General features: G+C 61.3%; 16 protein-coding genes and 2 pseudogenes. 8 read left to right on the forward strand and 10 right to left on the reverse strand.

Annotated elements, in window-relative coordinates; all coding sequences use genetic code 11:
- Nucleotides 1–629 precede the first annotated feature (629 nt).
- Together A5622_RS08850 and A5622_RS08855 are read left to right on the forward strand one after the other, a co-directional pair.
- Entirely contained in the window at nucleotides 630–2,066 is a 1,437-nt protein-coding gene (locus A5622_RS08850; protein ID WP_066877935.1) for an amidase, read from the forward strand.
- Between the two features lie 220 nt (nucleotides 2,067–2,286).
- Nucleotides 2,287–3,669, forward strand: a pseudogene (locus A5622_RS08855) (wax ester/triacylglycerol synthase family O-acyltransferase); the annotation flags it as partial.
- A 670-nt stretch (nucleotides 3,670–4,339) separates the two neighbouring features.
- On the opposite strand, the gene A5622_RS08860 reads toward A5622_RS08855, so the two are convergent.
- Entirely contained in the window at nucleotides 4,340–7,111 is a 2,772-nt protein-coding gene (locus A5622_RS08860) for a LuxR family transcriptional regulator (RefSeq protein ID WP_232002916.1), read from the reverse strand.
- Nucleotides 7,112–7,133: 22 nt separating this feature from the next.
- On the reverse strand, nucleotides 7,134–7,289 hold the full coding sequence (locus tag A5622_RS30460) for a LuxR C-terminal-related transcriptional regulator (protein WP_082990448.1): 156 nt from the start codon (nucleotides 7,287–7,289) through the stop codon (nucleotides 7,134–7,136).
- 606 nt (nucleotides 7,290–7,895) lie between these two features.
- Between A5622_RS30460 and A5622_RS29025 the strand changes: the two genes are divergently transcribed.
- Nucleotides 7,896–8,267: a hypothetical protein gene (locus tag A5622_RS29025; RefSeq protein WP_156752895.1), complete on the forward strand. Its 372-nt coding sequence runs from the start codon at nucleotides 7,896–7,898 to the stop codon at nucleotides 8,265–8,267.
- A 74-nt stretch (nucleotides 8,268–8,341) separates the two neighbouring features.
- Here the strand turns inward: A5622_RS29025 and A5622_RS08865 are convergent, their stop codons facing one another.
- Nucleotides 8,342–8,764 carry a hypothetical protein gene (locus tag A5622_RS08865; RefSeq protein WP_066859857.1) on the reverse strand — a complete coding sequence of 141 codons (423 nt, stop codon included), beginning with the start codon at nucleotides 8,762–8,764 and terminating at the stop codon, nucleotides 8,342–8,344.
- Nucleotides 8,765–9,726: 962 nt separating this feature from the next.
- Between A5622_RS08865 and A5622_RS30720 the strand changes: the two genes are divergently transcribed.
- From A5622_RS30720 to A5622_RS08885, 5 genes and pseudogenes are all read left to right on the forward strand, one after another.
- The gene (locus A5622_RS30720) at nucleotides 9,727–9,891 is read left to right on the forward strand and encodes a hypothetical protein (protein WP_369827424.1); all 165 of its coding nucleotides are present in this window, start codon (nucleotides 9,727–9,729) and stop codon (nucleotides 9,889–9,891) included.
- A pseudogene (locus A5622_RS28045) lies at nucleotides 9,869–10,390 on the forward strand (serine aminopeptidase domain-containing protein). The gene A5622_RS30720 and the pseudogene A5622_RS28045 overlap by 23 nt, the downstream one beginning before the upstream one ends.
- A 198-nt stretch (nucleotides 10,391–10,588) precedes the next feature.
- On the forward strand, nucleotides 10,589–11,743 hold the full coding sequence (locus A5622_RS08875; protein WP_066877944.1) for an NAD-dependent formate dehydrogenase: 1,155 nt from the start codon (nucleotides 10,589–10,591) through the stop codon (nucleotides 11,741–11,743).
- Nucleotides 11,744–11,881: 138 nt separating this feature from the next.
- Complete coding sequence (locus A5622_RS08880) at nucleotides 11,882–13,333, forward strand: catalase (RefSeq protein ID WP_066859855.1); 1,452 nt, start codon at nucleotides 11,882–11,884, stop codon at nucleotides 13,331–13,333.
- Nucleotides 13,334–13,370: 37 nt separating this feature from the next.
- Complete coding sequence (locus A5622_RS08885) at nucleotides 13,371–14,708, forward strand: NAD(P)/FAD-dependent oxidoreductase (RefSeq protein WP_066859853.1); 1,338 nt, start codon at nucleotides 13,371–13,373, stop codon at nucleotides 14,706–14,708.
- A 53-nt stretch (nucleotides 14,709–14,761) separates the two neighbouring features.
- On the opposite strand, the gene A5622_RS08890 is transcribed toward A5622_RS08885, so the two are convergent.
- From A5622_RS08890 to A5622_RS29035, 7 genes are all read right to left on the reverse strand, one after another.
- On the reverse strand, nucleotides 14,762–15,463 hold the full coding sequence (locus A5622_RS08890; protein ID WP_066859850.1) for an SDR family oxidoreductase: 702 nt from the start codon (nucleotides 15,461–15,463) through the stop codon (nucleotides 14,762–14,764).
- A gap of 65 nt (nucleotides 15,464–15,528) precedes the next feature.
- Complete coding sequence (locus tag A5622_RS29030; protein ID WP_156752896.1) at nucleotides 15,529–16,047, reverse strand: hypothetical protein; 519 nt, start codon at nucleotides 16,045–16,047, stop codon at nucleotides 15,529–15,531.
- 127 nt (nucleotides 16,048–16,174) lie between these two features.
- Entirely contained in the window at nucleotides 16,175–16,711 is a 537-nt protein-coding gene (locus A5622_RS08895) for a type 1 glutamine amidotransferase domain-containing protein (protein ID WP_066859847.1), read from the reverse strand.
- Between the two features lie 75 nt (nucleotides 16,712–16,786).
- Nucleotides 16,787–17,812, reverse strand: coding sequence for an aldo/keto reductase (locus tag A5622_RS08900; RefSeq protein WP_066859844.1), 1,026 nt, complete (start codon nucleotides 17,810–17,812; stop codon nucleotides 16,787–16,789).
- A gap of 48 nt (nucleotides 17,813–17,860) precedes the next feature.
- Nucleotides 17,861–18,286: an SRPBCC family protein gene (locus A5622_RS08905; RefSeq protein WP_066859841.1), complete on the reverse strand. Its 426-nt coding sequence runs from the start codon at nucleotides 18,284–18,286 to the stop codon at nucleotides 17,861–17,863.
- 14 nt (nucleotides 18,287–18,300) lie between these two features.
- Entirely contained in the window at nucleotides 18,301–19,314 is a 1,014-nt protein-coding gene (locus A5622_RS08910; RefSeq protein ID WP_066859838.1) for an aldo/keto reductase, read from the reverse strand.
- An 18-nt stretch (nucleotides 19,315–19,332) separates the two neighbouring features.
- Nucleotides 19,333–19,941, reverse strand: coding sequence for an LLM class flavin-dependent oxidoreductase (locus A5622_RS29035; RefSeq protein ID WP_156748698.1), 609 nt, complete (start codon nucleotides 19,939–19,941; stop codon nucleotides 19,333–19,335).
- Nucleotides 19,942–19,985 lie beyond the last annotated feature (44 nt).

Genomic DNA, 19,985 nt, shown 5'->3' on the forward strand with positions numbered 1-19,985 from the left:
CGGATTCCTACCGCGTATGCGTCGATGCGCAGACCGGCCAGACAGCTGCGTGTGGTGGCTTGTCGATCCACAGTCACGTCCATTCCGTGAGTTCTATGAATCAGACTACGGTCGCTCTGCTGACGTCGCGGTCTGGATTTCGACGCCAACCTTTCTGCGGTCACAACCAGGCATAGCCACTCGGTGACTGTGGATGGATAACAGCCAGCAAAAACGGGCAAAAAATCCTCGACGCACTGTTCCGTCGTCGGCCAGATGTTGCGGTAAGGGCAGTAGGGCACTGGACCAAGAGAACACTTCTGGGGTGTCAAACGGGGTCGGGTGAGCGGCCAGCCACGCTGTGTTGCACGGCGCATTGGTCGCAGGAGATCCGTTGTGTAGCAGGCGCTGATCGCTTCGGGTGGTCACCTGAACGACTACCGCCCTCCTAAGAGAGGACGCCCGCGTTGCCCACCCTTCCCAGCCTTGTGTTTTGCGTCACTTTCGAAAACGGAATGACCCAGAAGCGCTCACGTACGGCGTTTTTGGTCGTAGTGAACCTCTCGTGGCAGAGGGAAGCCGAGCTGGGGAGACCGCGTGGAGCGCTGTCTGCTGACGCTCGTAACCCCAGTCAGATAGGAGCTTTTCCGTTGGAGCCGGTACACGCTTTCCGCGACGACGCCCTGGGCGAACATGACGGAGTCGCTCTCGCTGAGGCGTTGAGAAAATACCAAGTGTCGGTGCAAGAAATTGTTGAGGCCGCGATAACACGCACCGAAGCGGTAAACCCCATCCTCAACGGCCTTGCCTACGCAGCCTTCGACCATGCGCGTGCCAAGGTGAAGGCCGCCAGCATCCGTGCAGGGTTCTTCAGCGGTGTGCCCAGCTTCCTCAAAGACTGCGAAACCGTGGCAGGGATGCCAGCAATGGCCGGGACCGACGCCTGGGACCCCCGACCCGCCGTGAAGAACGGGGAATTCGTCCGTTCGTACCTGCGCACCGGAATGGTGCCGCTGGGCTTAACACGTATGTCGGAGTTCGGGTTGAACGCGGCAACCGAGCACCCACGGCTGGGCGCAGTGCGTAACCCCTGGAATCCGAATTACACATCCGGCGGATCATCGTCAGGGTCTGGGGCGTTTGTCGCGGCTGGAGTAGTGCCGATCGCCCAAGCCAACGACGCCGGTGGATCAATCCGAATTCCCGCTTCCTGCAACGGGTTGGTCGGTTTGAAGCCGTCGCGGGGCCGTTTGCCGATGGACTTGGCGATGCGCTGGCTACCGATCAGGATCATCGAAAACGGTGTCTTGACGCGCTCGGTACGGGATACAGCGGCATTTTATCGTGAGACGGAGCGGCTTGGGCGCAACCGCCGGCTGCCTCCTATCGGTGATGTGCGCGCGCCAGGTAAGGCCCGTTTGCGGATCGCTATGCGGACGCGCTCGGCTGCGGGCGCGTGTGATCCCGAAATAACCGAGTTGACGCTCAAGACCGCAACTCTGCTCGAAGAACTCGGACATCGCGTCGACCATTCCGATGAGGCCGTTGAGCCGCCGTCCTTCCCCGGTGACTACCTGTTGTACTCGTCGAGTTGCACCTATCTGGTGATGGCGCTTTCACGAATGAGCCGCCACATGGGGGGCCCTGCCGTCGATTTGGGCAAATTCGACAACCTGACGCTGGGGTTGGCGCGCAACGGCCAGTGCAACCTACAGCGGCTACCGCCAGCAGTCGCGCGGTTGACCGGTATGGGCCGAAAACGCGCTGAGTTCCACCGCACCTACGACGTTGAATTGACCCCGACGCTCGCGCACGAAACCCCGCGAATCGGTCACCTAGACCCAACGGCAGGCTTCGAGCAGATCATCGACCGGCTTACCAACTGGATAGGTTTTACCCCCCAGCACAATATCTCCGGGCAGCCTGCGATCTCACTGCCCTTGGCGCAGTCCGCAAACGGCATGCCAGTAGGGATGATGCTGGCCGCTCCCATCGGCCAGGAAGCTCGGCTGCTAGAGCTAGCCTACGAGCTTGAAGAAGCACAACCATGGCGACAGATCCAGCGGCCCCCGTTCAGAAAATCGTAGGTGCCCACGCCGATGGTCGTTGCCCGATGCCCACTGTTATTTACCTCCGCCGGGCCCTGAAAACGCCTGCGCGCGAAACGTTCCGGCAAGAAAGAGAGCAACAAAGTTGACCCAGCAACTACACGGCCAGGGCTCGCGTGCCGGAGCATCCGCGACTGGCGGCAAACCGGGAAGGACGGCAGCACCTGACCTCACCGCGGCCGGCACGTGGCAAAGCCGATTAGCCCCAGTCGACTATCTGATGCTTCGGAATGACGCCAATCCCTGGTTCCGCGCCGGATTCATGGCCGTGGAAATCCTTGACACCACACCCGACTGGGACCGCGTCCGGGCCCACGCCGAAGCGGTTTCCCGACAAGTATTGCGCCTGCGCCAAAAGGTGGTTGCACCGCTATTGCCGATAGCCTCGCCGCGATGGGGCCTCGACCCCGATTTCAACCTGGACTTCCACGTGCGGCGAATCCGCGTTCCAGAACCCGGCACATTGCGCGAATTATTCGATGTGGCTGAGGTGATGCTGCAGTCACCGATGGACGTAGCGCGACCGTTGTGGACCGCGACACTAGTTGAGGGCCTCGCCGATGGAAGGGCCGCCGTCCTGTTGCACCTCAGTCATGCGCTCGCCGACGGTATCGGCAGCGCCCAGATGTCCGCTCAGATCTACGACCAAGAGAGAAACCCGCCATCCGAGCCGAGAACGCAGCAACCCGGTCTCAACGATCCTTCTGCGAACTCCTTCGCAGCGGCCGGGATTGACCAGCGGATCGATGGGGCCCACGGCAACATCGTGCCGGCACTGTCGGTCCCCGGTCTGGCAATGAGTGAACCGGCACGTATTCTCGGTTACGTCCGCTCGGCCGCGAGAGTGCTTGCGCAACCTGCAAAACCATCGCCGTTGCTCCGGCACCGCAGCCTTTCGATCCGCAGTGAAGCACTGGATATCAAACTGGTTGATTTGCGCAATGCGGCGAGTGCCGCGGGCGGCTCAATCAACGATGCATACTTGGCCGGCCTGTGCGGTGCTTTGTCGCGCTACCACGCGGCTCTCGGGGAGCCGACGGCCCACATACCCATGGTCGTGCCGATGAACTTGCGCACCGGATCCGAGCCTGCTGGCGGCAACCGGTTTACCAGCGTCGCCCTCGCGGGTCCACTCGGTATAGACGAACCAGTCGAACGCATCCAAAAAATCCGTGCGCAATTGACCCAGCGCCGCCAAGAGCCGGCCAAAGGATTGATCAATTCCCTTGCACCAGTGCTGAGTAGGTTGCCGAAGCCGATTTTGGCGCTGATGATGCACCGAGCGGCCGCCGCCTCCGACGTACTAGCTAGCAATGTCCCGCTTCACCCCCATGACACCTACATCGCAGGTGCAAAGGTACTTCGGCAGTACGGACTCGCCCCATTGAACGGCATGGCCATAGAAACCGTACTGTTGTCCAACGACGGCATGTGTACCGTCACCGCGCGCTATGACCGGGCCGCCATTCAGCACGAGAAGCTATTTGCTTCGTGCCTGCTAGACGGGTTCAACGAAATTTTGGCCCTTGCAGGTCGGCCGTCACCGCGTGCGGTGCACGTGTCCAACTGCTCCGAGCGTTAGGGTCGCCAGTCTAGAACCACTCCGGGTACCCCGGTAGCGAGGCGACGTGACGGTGTTTCGCCCGGCTGCTGAGCCTACTGACGGGCTGGCCGGCCATGTCATCGCTCATTGGTCGCCTGGGACTGGAACGGTCCGATCTGGCGGTCAACGACACCAGCGGCGTGGTGGCTCGATCTTGGCTGCGCATTCGGGGAGAAGCTCTGCACGTTACCATGACGAATGCGACGGCGAGGGCAACACATCGCCACTACTCTTTAAACAAGTCACGGTGATAACGGCCTCGGGCTGCCACCCAAAGTCGGTCCCTTATGTCGCGGCTCGAGATGGGCGCGTACGACAAGTGTGTAGCGACCGGGCCAGCACCGGACCGCCGCCCAACGAGATCGATGCCAAACCGGCTCATCGGCACACCAGACCCCTCGCGTCCGCTCGCCCGCGTCCTTTGGGCCTCTCAACCGACGACCTCACTGCCGTCAGGGTCAGGCCTTCCAGTCTGACACCGCGACGGGGCCGGCCCACGGCGTTGGAAGCAGCCCTAGTAGGCGATCTGGTCGGAGCCGGCGTGTTCTCGGGGAATGGCGAGGTGGAGCTTTGAGTTCAGAAAACTGCTATGTCGATTGGCCGACGGCGCGTCGACCCCGGACACGCACCTCTTTGTCCCGAGGGGGTGTTATGCGCTGGACTCGATGGCCGCTGTATCAGCGGGCAGCACATGGACAAGCTCAGCGCGCGAGCGTATGGCGAGCTTGGCGAAGACCTTGCGGAGGTGGTACTGGACGGTGCGCGAGCTGATGAAAAGTCGTGTCCCTATTTCTGGGTTCGAAAGCCCATCGCGTGCCAGCGATGCCACTTGCAGTTCCTGCGGCGTCAGGTCAAGGCGGGCCTCGAGCGTGCGTTTGCGGGCCGTTTCACCGGTGGCCCGCAGCTCGCGACGTGCGCGGTCGGCAAAGCCGGTGGCTCCCATGGAAGCGAACATCTCGTCGGCGAGGCGCAACTGGATACGGGCATCGACGCGCCTATTTTGGCGGCGCAGCCATTCGCCGTACATCAGATGTCCGCGGGCGCGTTCGACACCGACGGGTGTGCGGCCGAGGTGTTCCAGGGACTCGCGGTATAGGTGGTCGGCGAAGTCGCCTTCGCTCAACAGGGCCCCTATGCGAGCCTCGAGACCGAGGGCCCACGGTGTTGGCGTTACCGGCGTGCGTTCAGCCATCCAGTCACGGGCCGCGCTGAGCAGAGAGACATCATTGGTCCGCGACGCCGCGTCTGCGACTTCTGGGATCACCAGGGCTCCGAATCCGACATGGTCACTGGTGAAAAGATGCTGGGCGGCCTCGCGCGCCGAGACAAGCTGCCCCAGACCATTATTGAGCACCGCACGGGCGTAGACGGCGAAGTCGACGACCCTGCCAAGCCCGGCCGCAGACGCAGACATTAATGTGGCCTGGATCAATTCCTCCGCCGTGTCCTGCTGCCCACGCCAGGCCGCAAGAAGCATTTCGAGGAAACGAAGGGGTGGGTTGCCTGTCGCGTCGGCGATTAGGTGATCCTCGTTGATCATTGCTGCTGCCTTGCCGAATTCACCGCGCAGCACATAAGTCCAGGCCAGGTAATTCAGCGCGAATTGTAGGTGGACGGGTGCGCCGGCCAACCGGGCCAACTGCGTCTCACGCAACGCCACGGCATGCCAGCTGTCGGCATCCCACACCTCGGCGGCAAGCGCAGCGCTGGCCTTCAATCGCGAAATCGGCAGCCACGCATGGAGATGCTCGGCATCGGCGTCCACGGCCAGCAGCAGCTGGATTGAACGCGCCAGCAGCGGCACCGCGGCGGCATAGCTGTCGGTATAGCGAACTGCAAGCCCGTCGAGGACCACGTCGATCGCCCGCGGGGGCTGCGGGGCCGGCGGTCCAACACGCGCAGCGGTGGCGGCCTCCCGGATGCCGCCTGGGCCGTTGAGATCTCCGAGCAACATCGCCGCATCCAATGCTTGTACGCGTACATCGCGGGCCGTTTCGCCGCTGAGCGGTTCGAACTGTTGGGCGGCAGCGTGCAGCAAGCGAGCCGCGTCTTGAACGCGCAGCTGATCGAATGCGATCTGCCCACGCAAACACTGCACCTCGGCGCTCTGCCTTGCGTTTAATGGTCCGGCATCGACGGCGACCAATAGGCCCAGTGAGGCGTCGAGGGCACCGGCATCGCGTTTGGCCTTCGCCGCGGCCAGCATCCGCGCCGCACGCTGAGCCGGCGTCGGCGTCAATGTTGCGGCGCGCTCCAAAAAAGCTGCTGCAGCGGCAAATCCGCCTCGAGCCAACGCCCTGTCGGCAGATGTTTCGAGTTCGGAGGCGACGGCCTCGTCAGGGCCGGGCGCCCCTTGCGCGCGATGCCATGCCCGTCGGTCCGGATCCACCCGGGGATCGGTCGCGTCAGCCAGCGCCCTGTGCGCCTCTTGCTTTTCGGTTAGCGTCGCCATGCGGTAGGCCGCTGACCGAACCAGCGGATGACGAAACTGCACCCGGGGCCCAAAGTCGATTAGCCCCGCTTCGATCGCGGGTATCGCCGTCTCAAAGCTGAGCCCGAGCCGGTCGGCGGCCACCCAGAGCAACGAGGGATCACCCACCGGATCGGTCGCCGCCAGCAGGAGCAATTGGCGGGTCGCAGGCGGTAACGCCTCGAGGCGTCGCTGGAAGCTCTCCTCAAGACGCCCTGAAAGCGGCATCGCGGCGGGCAGCGCAAAACCCCCGGCCAGCTCGGCGGGGGTGACACCGCGCGGCAACTCCAGCAACCCTAACGGATTCCCACGTGCTTCTGCCACGATCTGATCGCAAACCCGCGGATCAAGGGGCGCGGTCAGCGCGGCGTCGAGCAGTGTGCGGGAATCGTTGTTGTCCAGACCCTTGACCTCTAGTTCGGGCAACCCCGAAAGCTCGGTGCTTGTGGCTCGACCCGCGAAAATCAGACCGACCGACTCCGCGCCCAAGCGCCGCGCAACGAACGCCAGCACCTGTGCCGATGCACGATCAAGCCACTGCTCATCATCGATGAGGCAGAGCAGGGGCCGGTCATCAGACGCCTCCGACAGCAACGTCAACGTTGCGAGGGCAAGGAAAAATCGATCAGGGGCAGGTCCTGAACGCAGACCGAAAGCCGTACCGAGTGCGTCGCGCTGCGGCGCGGGAAGGTGTTCGAGCCGGCCCAACACTGGTCCGAGCAATTGATGAAGTCCGGCAAACGCCAACTCCATCTCGGCTTGCACGCCGGTCGCGCGCAGCACATGGCAGTCCGCGGCGTGGCTAACAACCAATTCCAGCAATGCGCTTTTGCCCACGCCCGCCTCGCCGCGCAGCAGGAGCGTGCGGCTTTGCCCTGACTTGACATCAGCCAACAGGTCATCGAGAGCACGCGTTTCGGTGCGCCGACCGATCAACCCAATCTCGCGCATTGCCATTAGGAGGCTAGAGCTATCACAGAGCGAGACTACACGGCGACTGGCTTGCTACCCGCCCGTCGGGGAGATGGTGGGGTGAAACAACCCGTTCGAGCTGGGCTCGTGAGCTGATTTCGAGCTTGCTGAACACTTTGGTCAGGTGACATGCGACGGTCTTAGCGCTGGCAAACAATCGCGCACCGTCTCAGCGTTCGACAGACCATCGCGAGCAAAGCCGGCGACTTGGGCCTGCTCCAACGTTGATCGACGCAGCGACCAGCGCCCGCTCGGCTCGCTGTGCCGGACTAAGCGTCAAGGTTGCTGCCCGCGCAGTAAACGCCGCGGCGGCTGACAGGCCGCCACGTGTACGCGTGGGCTGGCGGCGCAACGCTCCGGTTCGGAGCCCTCGACACCGATGCCCAGCCGCAATGCCGTCGGCACAGCAGTGCCGGATCACCCAGCGGCTCGACCGCCGCAGTCGTCAGCACTTTCCGGGTCTGGTCTGGAACGGCCGCCAATTCGGGCAGAAGCCCTTCTTCCATGGCCATCAAAAGTCGCGTAGCCGAGAACGGCAAACCCGCCAGCGAGCTTTTGGTAACTAGCCGCGACGATATGCTACGAGGCATTCGCAGCAATCGCAGAGTCGGTAGCAGCTTTAATGCGCATCCGGATGTATTTGGCCTGGTCGCAACCCGCCCGCACTCCGATGCGTCGGCTGCAGTTGCGGAACGCACCCTGATGTCCACGAATGGGACACCCGGTAAAGCTGGCGTATCCGGGTTATGGCATCCGAGCGGCAGTGGATAGCGATCTCGAGGAGTGTGATGCGCTGTGTGTGCGGGTACACGGCCATGACCGCGCGGGGGAACTCAAAGACGCCGTTGCTGAGTCGGCGGCCCGGGTCGTCGAACGTCACGGCCGGATCACTGGCTACACCACGGGAATTGGATTTCTCACGCACTCCGTCGCCGAAACTAATGACGATCTCATTGCGCTGATATCGGCAGCCGAGGCGTTTCCTGGACCAGGCTTCTTGGTGCCGGCGCGCAACTGCGAACTGCTGCGCTGGTGCTTTCGCCAGCAGTTGCGCGTTGTGTACCTGCTGAACCTGATGACAAAAGGCCTATATCAAGACCCAAGAGGCGCTTACCTCCCTTCGATCGGATACTGACCGACGCGTTGTTTCAGCCGTGCTCAGCAGGGCCACAACCGATCATGTTTCCAAACACACTGTGGGATATTGCGTTACAGCGGTCCTGTTAGGCCGGTTGCCACCTGGGCAGCCGCCCTTATTGTGGCGATTTCGAACCCCGCCTCATCGGCCAGCTCGGCGCTCAGAAAGGCTGCTTCTGCTGTCCGCCCTATAAGCCGACCGGTCGCGACATAGCAGCAAGCCGTCGCCGGCCGCATGATCACCAACTCCATCTGCGTTGTCGCGCAAGGATAACCAGTTACTAGGTAACCGCAGTGGATGGCGGTCTGATCCAACATCTCAGCAATTAACCCCGACCTGATTGGGTTATGATTTATGGCATTCCGGCCCGGCTGATACGACATACGCAACCATCGCTCGCTGCTACTGCCCTCGAGGAACTGCGCGTTCAAAGCCGAAAGTTCGGATGTCAGGTGCTGATTGGCATATTCAACCCAATCCGCGTCGGTGAGCACCCGTCCTTGGCCGGTCAATACTCGTAGGTGTCGGCGCCGCACAGCTGTCACCGTCCGGCGGTCGTCCGGTTAAAGGTTGGCTCGGTCAAGCGACGCCAGCCATGACAGATTGCCACGCCGGTGATGTGGCGACGCTCACCCATCACCAATGTCGGCCCCCTGCCGATGCCTCCCCTTATGCTTCTGAAGCACCGGGGTGCCCCCGGCTTGGCAGCGGCGCCGATGCATCCGGTGTGACCGTCCAGCGTCGCTGCAGACCGCCCGTGACTTGCATATCGCTGCCATTCCCTTCATCTCCTGTCATGCGGATCTCCCTGGGGCAGCTAACGCGTTGCGAAGCCAGGGACCAGCGCAACCCGCTGCGGCCAGTTCGGTCGCTTCAAGCCTCGCCAAAAGCCTTCTCTGCCGACGTATCGGCAACGGTGTTGATGCCCACGAAACATCACCTCGACTGCCCCGGAAGCGCTAAACCTTCTTGCTGGAAGAACGCAAGGTCAAAACTCGCCTGATGCACTGATTCCGCACCATCGCTGTGATCTTGCCCACGACAGCAGCAGGCACCGCTTGCATTCGCCGGAGCCGCGCAGCGCGTAGACAATGGTGTGCTCGGTGAACATGCCGACACATTGGGGCCTAGGGGCGCTCAAACGTACTGTCGCCCAGCGCCTCACGATGCGAAGTGGCTATGGCGCCGTACGACGCTGCGAGACGCCGGACGGCCAGCTAAACCCGCGGCGGGGAAACCAGCTTACGGGCGGCAAGCTCGGCGAAAGTTCGAGGAACACCTGCTGGCTGTCACTGCAGTCTGCAAAGCCCGCCTGTCGCAACTCGATGGTCGACGACACGTTGTCTCAGTGCTGTGGAAGCGAAGTCGGCGAAATCCCACACCGCCAGCTCACTGAACGGGCGAGCATCCCCGCCATTCCGATCACCTCGCGAAGCGAGGCGGTGAGGAAAGGTCGGTGACCTACGCGCTGGATCACTGTGGCCACGGCCGCTCCGGCGGCAAACGAGTCGTGGTGCGGGATATCTCTGAGTACACAGGCGACCGTCGCCACATCGGTCGGCATCGCCCGAAGGGAGCATCCTGGCCTGAAGTGCATAGTGCTCGGTCACAGCATGGGTGACGCAATAGTTTTCGCCTATGGCGCAGAGGCTCCGGACAACGACGACCTCATGGTGTTGTCGGCTCCGGACGTGGCAGTTCAGGCTCTGATACCGCCCTTGCCGGCGTAGGTCGCCAAAGGATTCAGCGCTATCCTGCCCGGACCGCCCTTACTGCAAATCGACGACGAGGCCATTTCTCGGGACCCCGTCGTAGTGGCCGCCCACAACGCCGACCCGCTGGTTTATCGGGGAGGGGTTCCTGCGGGCGTTGGGCGTGTGCTGCTACGGGTTGGTGAAACCATGCCTGGCCAAGCCCCGGCACTGACGGCGCCGCTCTTAGTCGTCCATGGCTCCGACGACAGGCTGGTCGCCGTCAACGACAGTCGTCGCCTGATCAAGTGTGTGATCGGCCGACGTCGAGTCGAAGGTTTACCCCGGCGGTATCACGAGGTCTTCAACGAGCCGGAACACGATCAGGTACTCGACGGCGTGGTCCATTGGATAAAGGCACGACTGTAGTCCCGTACGTAAACCCAACAGCCCAACGCTAGAACGAATGTACGCGATAGCGGGCGCGGCCTGCGTACTGATCGCGATGGTGAGCCTTAGATATCCCTCGGTGTGCGATGGCGCTACGGCCGACACGGGCTGCAATCTTGGCGAGAGGACTCCGCCCCTCTGCTAATTGCAGGACTGACCCCATCTAAGGAGGACATGATGGCGAAGTGTGTGATGGTGCTGTACCCCGATCCGTTGACGGGCTACCCGCCGAAGTATGCGCGCGACAGTATTCCGGTGATCAAGAGTTATCCCGATGGTAGTGCCTTGCCGAGTCCGTCGAACATCGATTTCACACCCGGCGAGATGCTTGGATGTGTCTCAGGTGCGTTGGGACTGCGGAAATATTTCGAGGAGGGTGGCCATCAGCTGGTGGTGACGTCGGATAAGGACGGCCCGGACTCGGAGTTCGAGCGGGAACTTCCCGACGCCGACATTGTGATCTCGCAACCATTTTGGCCGGCTTATATCACCAAGGAGCGTTTCGCCAAGGCGCCGAAGCTCAAGCTGGCTCTGACCGCCGGGATCGGGTCTGATCATGTAGATCTCGATGAGGCGAGGGCTAGGGGAGTGACGGTCGCCGAAGAAACCTACAGCAACAGCATCAGTGTCGCTGAACACGCAGTGATGCAGATCCTGGCGTTGGTCCGCAATTTCGTTCCCTCCCATCGATGGGCCGCCGAAGGCGGGTGGAACATCGCCGACTGCGTTGCACGTGCCTACGACGTCGAGGGCATGGACGTCGGAGTGATTGCGGCCGGCCGGATCGGGCGGGCAGTTCTGGAGCGGATGAAGCCATTCGGAGTTAACTTGCACTATTTCGACGTTCATCGGTTGCCGCCAGAGGTCGAGAGGGGGCTCAACGTCACCTATCATCCCGACGTCGAATCCCTGGCTGCTGCAGTGGATGTGGTGTCAATTCACTCGCCACTGATCGCGCAGACGCACGGCATGTTTAATGAGCGGTTGCTGAACAAAATGCGGCGCGGCTCTTACATCGTCAACACCGCTCGCGCCGAGGAAACCGACCAGAAAGCCATTGTGGCGGCACTGGAGAGCGGTCAACTCGCCGGCTACGCCGGAGACGTATGGTTCCCCCAACCCCCACCAGCGGACCACCCTTGGCGCACCATGCCCAACAACGCGATGACCCCCCATGTTTCGGGCACTTCTCTGTCCGCCCAGGCACGCTATGCGGCCGGCACCCGCGAAATCCTGGAAGACTGGTTCGCTGGCAGGCCCATCCGCTCGGAGTACCTGATCGTCGAAGGCGGACAATTCGCGGGCATGGGGGCAGCGTCCTACGCGCAATAGGTTCGCGCAGCCGGAACAATCGGCGGGGCGGCCATACAAGCTGCCCCGCCGACTCAATCGCAAGGGGTTCTCGCCAGCGCACCGACCATATTGGGCGCCAACCACAGTAACGACAATCGCCATTCAGGAGTCGGTGCAATGAACGATAACTTCACGACGACAGATGCGGGTGCTCCAGCGCCTAGTGACGAGCGGTCGCTGACGCTTGGCCCGGACGGTCCGATCCTGTTGCAGGATCACTATCTGATTGAGTTGATGGCCAATTTCAACCGAGAGCGTGTGCCAGAACGACAGCCACATGCCAAGGGAACCGGAGCTTTCGGCCGCTTCGAGGTGACTAATGATCTGAGTGCCTATACTCGCGCGGCGGTATTCCAACCGGGCGCTGTCACCGAGACGTTCGTCCGGCTCGCCGGCAATGCCGGCGAGCGCGGCAGTGCTGATACCCTGCGCGACACACGAGGCTTTGCGGTGAAGTTCTATACCGCCGAAGGCAATCTGGACATCGTCGGTAACAACGTGCCGATCTTCTTCGTTCGGGATCCGATCAAGTTTCCTAACCTGATCCGCGCGGCCAAGCGCCGCGCAGACAACGACTTGCACGATCACAACATGCTGTGGGACTTCTGGACGCTTTCGCCGGAATCTGCTCATCTGGTGACGTTCGTGATGGGCGATCGCGGGATCCCCAAAACGTTTCGGCACATGAACGGCTATGGCCTACATGCGTTTAGTTGGGTCAACAACGCCGGAGAGATCTTTTGGGTGAAGTATCACTTCAAGACTGATCAGGGTATTCAGTGCTTGACTCAACAAGAAGCCGACTATCTGGCTGGCACTGATCCCGATTGCAACATGCGCGATCTGTATGAGGCGATCAAACGTGGCGATTATCCGAGTTGGTCACTGAAGGTTCAGATCATGCCTTTTGAGGACGCTAAGACCTACCGGTTCAACCCCTTTGACGTGACCAAAGTATGGCCCCACACCGACTACCCACTCATCGATGTGGGCAGATTGACCCTAGATCACAACGTCACTGACCACCACACCCAGGTGGAGCAGGCAGCGTTTGCGCCCAGCAATCTAGTGCCTGGCACAGGTTTAAGCCCAGACCGCCTTCTGTTGGGCCGCGGCTTTGCCTATGCCGATGCCCATCGCACCCGCATCGGCGTCAACCATAATCAGATCCCAGTCAACGCCCCCAAAGTTGCGGTCCGCAGTTACTCGAAAGACGGGCGCATGCGATTCGTTAACGCCTCGGATCCGGTGTATGCCCCCAATTCTGTGGGCGGCCCGCAGGCCGATCCGTACCGAGCGTCCGAGGTGCGCTGGTCTGCCGACGGGAAGATGGTCCGGGCTGCCTACACGCTGCGTCCGGACGATGACGATTGGAGTCAGGCCGGGACACTGGTCCGTCAGGTGATGGACGATGCACAGCGGGAACGATTGGTGCATAACATCGTTGCCCACGTGTCCGATGGTGTGAAAGAGCCGGTGCAGTCGCGCATCTTCGAGTACTGGCGCAACATCGACCCTGATATCGGCAAGAAGGTGGAAGAAGGCGTCTGCAACCAAACCAGCCATTAGATATTTGTCGACCTGGATCGGACAGGAAATACCAACAATGACTCCAGCGCTACAGAACACAAAGACATCGATCGTCATCGTCGGCAGCGGATTCGTCGGTTTCGGCTGCGCCCGCCGGCTGGCGCGCCGGCTACGGAAGCTCAAAGGAGCCAACATTGAGCTGACTGTCGTTTCAGCAGTCGATTACATGCTCTACACCCCGCTGCTTGCCGACGTAGTTGGCGGACTGGCCGACGCACGGGCGGCGATGATCCCGCTAGCCGGGATGCTCGACGGGGTGCGCCAGATACGCGGCCACGTCGATGGCGTCGACTTCGAGGAACGCACCATTTGTTATACCGATCTTGAGCAACGCCGCTGCGCGCTGTCGTGGGATCGGCTTGTACTGGCGCCAGGTTCGGTCAGCAGGCTCTTCGACATCCCCGGGCTGGCGACTTACGCCCGGGGGTTCAAAACCACCGCCGAAGTGCTTTACCTTCGTGACCACCTCCTCGAACAACTGGAGCTAGCCAACCTCGAGCATGATCCCAACGCCGCACAAGCGCGGCGCACGATCGTGGTGGTCGGCGCATCTGCCACCGGCACCGTGCTTGCCACGACGGTTCGTGCCGTGGCCGATGCCGCTGCCCACCAACTCGGGTTCGACCCGGCCGAAGTGAAAATCCTGCTTCTTGACATCGCCAAAAAAGTGATGCCCGAACTGGGCGACAAACTTAGCGCCGCCGCGACCCAAGTGCTAGAAAGCCGTGGGATTGAGCTGCGCTTAGGTACAACACTCAAAGAAGTCGATGCCGATCACGTCGTGTTGAGCGATGGCGCACGAGTCGGCGCACACACCGTCGTGTGGGTAGCGGGAGTGACCGCCGCCCCCCTCATACAGCAGCTCGGTCTCCCAACCGAACGAGGCCGGCTGACTGTGCAAGCCGATCTGGAGGTACCTGGACACTCTGATGTGTTCGCCGCAGGTGATGCCGCCGCCGTACCCGACTTGACTCAGCCGGGCAACATCGCAGCGCCGACCGCGCAGCATGCGACCCGTCAAGCCAAGGTGCTCGCTGACAACGTTCTGGCCAGCCTTGGATACGGCACCAAGAAGAATTACGAACACCACGACATGGGAATGGTGTCGGATCTCGGCCCAGGGCAGGCGGTCGCCAATCCCTTCAACATTCACTTGACCGGCCGTCCGGCAAAATTAATCACCCGTGTCCAGCGCCTCAGCTCAATCCCGCGGAACTTCAATCGGCTGCAAGCGGCCTTCGCCTATACCGCCGGCGCGGCATTTCCGAGAACTCTTGTCTCGCTTGGGCTGTCTTCGCAAAATAATGCCGAGTTCTCGACCAGCGAAGGCATCCCGCTGCCTAAACCCAGCTGAACGGCCTCACCGAAGAGTGTGGTCGAGACACAGCAAGCACCTTGTTGTCCAGTCTATTTCACTTCTTGGGTGGGACCGACATAGAGGCCGTTCAGTGCGAGGCCGCCGTCAATGCCGATGTCCTGCGCAGTGATGTAGCCGGACTCTTCGCGGACGAGGAAGGCGACCAGGTCGGCGACTTCTTCAGGGCGACCGAAGCGGCCGCTGGGGATTGCCGCTCGGATTCGGTCCTGATCCCCCTGAGGTAGCGCCAGTACCGGTGGTGTCGCTGTCACACCCGGTAATACGCAATTTGTCGTGATTCCGAACGAACAGTTCTCGATCGCTATGGTGCGAATCATCCCGTGCAAGCCGGCTTTGGATGCGGAATAAGCAACCTTTCCGATAGTCCCCAGCTGGGCCGCCAGACTGGAGATCGCGACGATACGACCAAAGCGGCGTTCTCGCATGCCGGTAAGGCAGGCCTGGATAACGCGAAACGCCCCAGTGAGGTTCACGTCGATATCGCTTGACCACTCTGCCGACGACATCGTGTGCGCTGAGGCGAAGGTGCCGACCACCGCGGCGACGGAGACGCATATGTCGATGTCGGCTGCCGCTTCGGGAGGGACCGGTTCAGTCGACAGATTCATGACCACGTCGGCGGGGCCGGTTAGGTCCATCGTGCGCACCACGAAGCCTTCGCCACGCAGCCGTTCGCACACTGCTGAACCGATGCCGCCGTTGGCGCCCGTCACCAGCGCTGTCCGTGTCATTGACTCTCCCACTCAATGTTCGTTGTTGTTCGGCGGGCATGCGATGCACGACCATTCCAATCCCTTCAAATGCTGTTTGAAATCCACTGCAAGCGGCCATGCTTCGCAATACAACCGAGCTGTCCATCCATGACACTCGGCGGATCGTAAGCGTCCGCAGTTGATCGCACGGGCAAGCCGCTCAGACCAGCCGGCTGATATCTGTGATGGTCTGTGAGACCAGCATTATTGAGGCGATTCGGTGTTTCCGCGTCGTCATCGAGGTCCGCAGCCAAAACGGCATTTTTCATCAGTTTCAGGACCCGGCCGGTAGCGACATACGACTTTGCATTTCCGGCCCGCAGGATCGTTATCGTCATGCTCAGCGTCGGGCAAGGACAACCGGCCACCAACACGCAGCAATGCGTGGCCGTCTGATCCGGCATCTCAGCGATAGACCCACCGCTGAGCTGGGTGGATTTGAATGCACTGGGCCCGGTTCGTACGACATGCGCAACAATTGCTCCGGGTGGGAACCCTCGACGAACTTTGCGTTCAGGGCTGAAAGCTTCGCTGTCAAATACCGGTTGGCGCGTCGCACCCATTCAACATCAGTCGGCGCCCTTCCGGGCTCACTAAATAGGCCGACATATCCGTCGGCAGCCATGACTATCACTCCTTGGTCTCCAATTCGCCTGGTTGCACGTCTTGCGGGGGGGATCGTGCTCGCGGCTAAGCGAAGTTTTCGATCAGCTTCGCGTTGAAGGCCGGAATGTCGTCGGGCATGCGGCTGGTGATCAGGTTCCCATCGACAATGACTTCCTCATCGACATAGTGCGCTCCGGCGTTCTTCAAATCGGTTGCGAGAGAAGGCCAGGAGGTAAGTGTTCGCCCACGCACAACGTCCGCCTCGATCAGCAACCACGGCGCATGGCATATCGCGCCGACATGTTTTTGTTGGTCAAAGAAGCGCCGGACGAAGCTGACCGCACTTTGGTTCAGGCGCAACGTGTCTGGGTTTCCCACACCCCCGGGGAGAACCAGGGCGTCATAATCCGCTGGGTCCGCCTGATCGATGATGCGGTCGACCGCGAAGGTGTCCGCCTTGTCATAGTGGTTGAACAGTTGAATCTCGCCGGGTTTGATCGATATCAACTCCGTGTGCGCGCCGGCTTCCTTGAGCGCCTCCCACGGCCCAATCAGCTCCGGCCGCTCCACCATATCGGTCGCAAGGAAGGCAATCCTCTTGCCCTGCAGCTCCGTACCCATCTCTATGCCCCTTCCAACATCACAACGTCGTGTCAACTCGTTGATCGGTTCGCGGTCAACCTCATTCGACTCTCACTACAGTGACGATATGTCGCGCCAGAAATCGATTCCGCTCTCCGTGGCGTACCGATCGATCTCATCGAGTTCATCAGCGCTGAACTCGGTTTGGTTCAGAGCGTCCAACGAATCGTCGAGCTGGGCGACGGTACGGGCACCGATGAGAGCGGAGGTGACTCGTGGATCGCGGAGCACCCAGGCAATCGCCATCTGTGCCAACGACTGTGAACGGCGTTTGGCGATATCAGCCAGCCCCCTCACCTTGGTCAGGTTCTCCTCGGAAAGGAAGTCGCGGCTGAACGTGACACCGGAGCCCGCCCTGCCTGAGGACCCGTCACCGTTGATGTACTTACTTGTCAGCATTCCCTGTGCCAAAGGCGAGAAGCCGATGCAGCCGATACCGAGCTCCCCGAGGGCGTCTAACAGCCCATCTTCGATGTGGCGGTTGAGCATTGAGTAGGATGGCTGGTGGACAAGCAGTGGTACGCCTTCGAGCTGAAGCAGTTCGTGGGCCTTGCGGGTGCGTTCGGGGCTGTAGGAGGACACCCCGACGTAGAGGGCCTTGCCCTGTTTGACCAGCTGCGCCAAGGTGGCCATGGTCTCCTCCATGGGCACCTCCGGCCACGGCCGGTGCACGTAAAAGATATCGACGTAGTCAACACCGAGTCGCTTCAAACTCTGGTCAAGCGAGGCCACCAGATGCTTTCTCGATGCGCCGATACCGTACGGACCCGGCCACATCTCATAGCCAGCCTTGGTAGAAATTACCAGTTCGTCGCGCACGCTGCGAAAATCCTGGGCAAGAATCCTGCCCAGATTCTCTTCGGCACTGCCGTTGGGTGGCCCATACATGTTGGCGCAGTCAAAATGGGTCACTCCACGGTCGAACGCCCGCCGGATCACGCCGCGAAATGTCTCGAAAACATTGACGCCGCCAAAGTTCAGCCATGTCCCAAGTGAGATCGGCGGCAGTGTCAGCCCGCTACGGCCGCACTGCCGATATGCGACACCGTCATAGCGATTCTCGTTGACCACATAACTCATTGGATAGTGCCTCCATCCCTCGCGTCTATCGGCTGACAGACCTCTGATCTACAACAAACGAGCGTCGAAATGTTTAGCCAAGGCCTTCAGGCCACCGGCGTAAATATCTGAAAAGATCTGTGATGCTTCGTCATCCGTCACACCGGCGGGTGTGAATGAGCCGCCCCATTCGACTCGGCAGACCACTGAGTCGCCCGAGTCATGCACGCGCAGTGTCGACAAGTAGTCGGTCACCGGAAACGGTGCCGCAAGAATGGTGTAGCTGTAACTGCGCGCTCGCTCATCGAAGGTCACGAGGCGCTCCACGATGGTCTGTCCGTCCGAGTTTGCCAGTCGGCGGACCCGGCCCCCCTCATGCAGCTCGCTCTGAGCGATGTAGGGCAGCCAGTCCGGTAGTGACCCGAAACCCCCGATCAGTTGCCATACCTGCCGGGGCGGTGCTGAAACGTCGATTGATGCGATTGCCTGTGACATGCCTGTCCTTATCGCTAATTGTCAACGGGTAACGGGGCTTCAGCAGATACCAGGTGCTGGTCGCGCATCTCGTGCCAGAAGTCGTCGGGAATCTTCGCCTGCAGCGCGGCGTAGTCCTCGATGATGTGTTCGGGCTTACTTCCCCCAGGGATCACGGCCGCCGACGCGGGGTGCGCCAGCGAGAACTGCAGTGCGGCAGCTTTGATCGGGACCCCATGGTGATCGCAAATGGATCTGATGCGCTCGACCTTGGCGGTGATTTCCAACGGCGCCTTTCCGTACTCAAAATGACTGCCGCCGGCGAGAATTCCGGAGCTATACGGGCCTCCGATGACGATATCGACACCCTTGGCAGCTGCGGTGGGCATCACGCGCTGTAAGGCATGCTCGTGATCCAGCAACGTGTAGCGGCCGGCGAGCAGCGTGCCGTCGGGTTCCACTTCGGTCAACCCCAACAGCAGTTCGACCGGCTCAGTACGGTTGACTCCCAGCCCCCATCCCTTGATGACGCCCTCGTCACGCAACCGGCTCAAAGCGCGGAAGGCACCGGTGCGGGCGGTCTCGAATTGTCCCAGCCAGCCGTCACCGTGGAAATCTTGGGCGACGTCGTGCACCCACACGAAGTCCAATCGGTCCACGCCGAGCCGCTTGAGGCTGTCTTCGATCGACTTCAGCGCACCGTTTTCGGTGTAGTCGTAGACAATGCGGTTGGGCCGCCCATACTGAAACAGGTCTCCCTTCTCGCCGAAACTTCGCTTCTCAGGGTCGATTTCGTCGAGGATCAGGCGACCGACCTTCGTGCTCAGGAGGTATTCGTCGCGGTTATGCATGGCAAGCTGTTCGCCTAACCGCATCTCGGCCAGGCCGGCGCCGTAGAACGGCGCGGCGTCGAAGTAACGGGTCCCATTGGTCCAGGCCGCATCCACCGCCGCAGCCGCCTCCTCGTCAGGAATTTCGCGGAACATGTTCCCCAGCGGAGCGGAGCCAAAGCCAAGCGGGCCGTCCAAAAAATATTGTCTAATCGCCATGTGATCAACTCCCTGCCTTCATTGGCTTTGCGTGGGTGCAGCGGACCCGTAACCACCATGGCCGGCCATATGAGCCCGCGCAATCGCATGGCGTGCCATCTTTAAGACGGGGAGCGTAGAGATTCCGCGCTTCACGATTTCTTGAGTCCTCGCATGATCGCGCCGAAGGGCAGTGCTGAGGCAAGGCCTTTTCGCAGGCTCGGCCGCAAGATGCTGATGTTGATAATCACGATGTACCCGCACGCCGTGGTCACGCCCTTCGGCGGCCCGGTCGATGACTTCAGCGGGCGTTCCATCTAGACACGCAGCGCGCAGGACCGAACGCGGAACGTCCGCAACCAACGACAATGCGGAATCCTCGTCCATAGTGAATGGCAAGAGGTCCTGGGACCCAGAGAAAGTCGGCACCAGTGGGTGCGGAGCACCGCTTTCGGCACACAGCTCTGCCCGGGCATTCGGGGCGCACGCCTTAGTCGACTCCAAAACCTCGTCGATGTCGTCGCGGCTACGGCCGGTGATGACCGGCAGCCACACCGCAGGGGTAATGGCCATGGGATCACGGCCATGATCCGAGACAGCGGCCCGAACGGCGTCGAGGCGTTCGGCGTATTGCTTGGGTTCCATCACGTCGCCAGGGTGAACGATAGAACCCGCGCCAGCGCACGCGGTGC

Source organism: Mycobacterium sp. 1245801.1 (assembly GCF_001673055.1).
Taxonomy (GTDB): Bacteria; Actinomycetota; Actinomycetes; order Mycobacteriales; family Mycobacteriaceae; genus Mycobacterium; species Mycobacterium europaeum_A.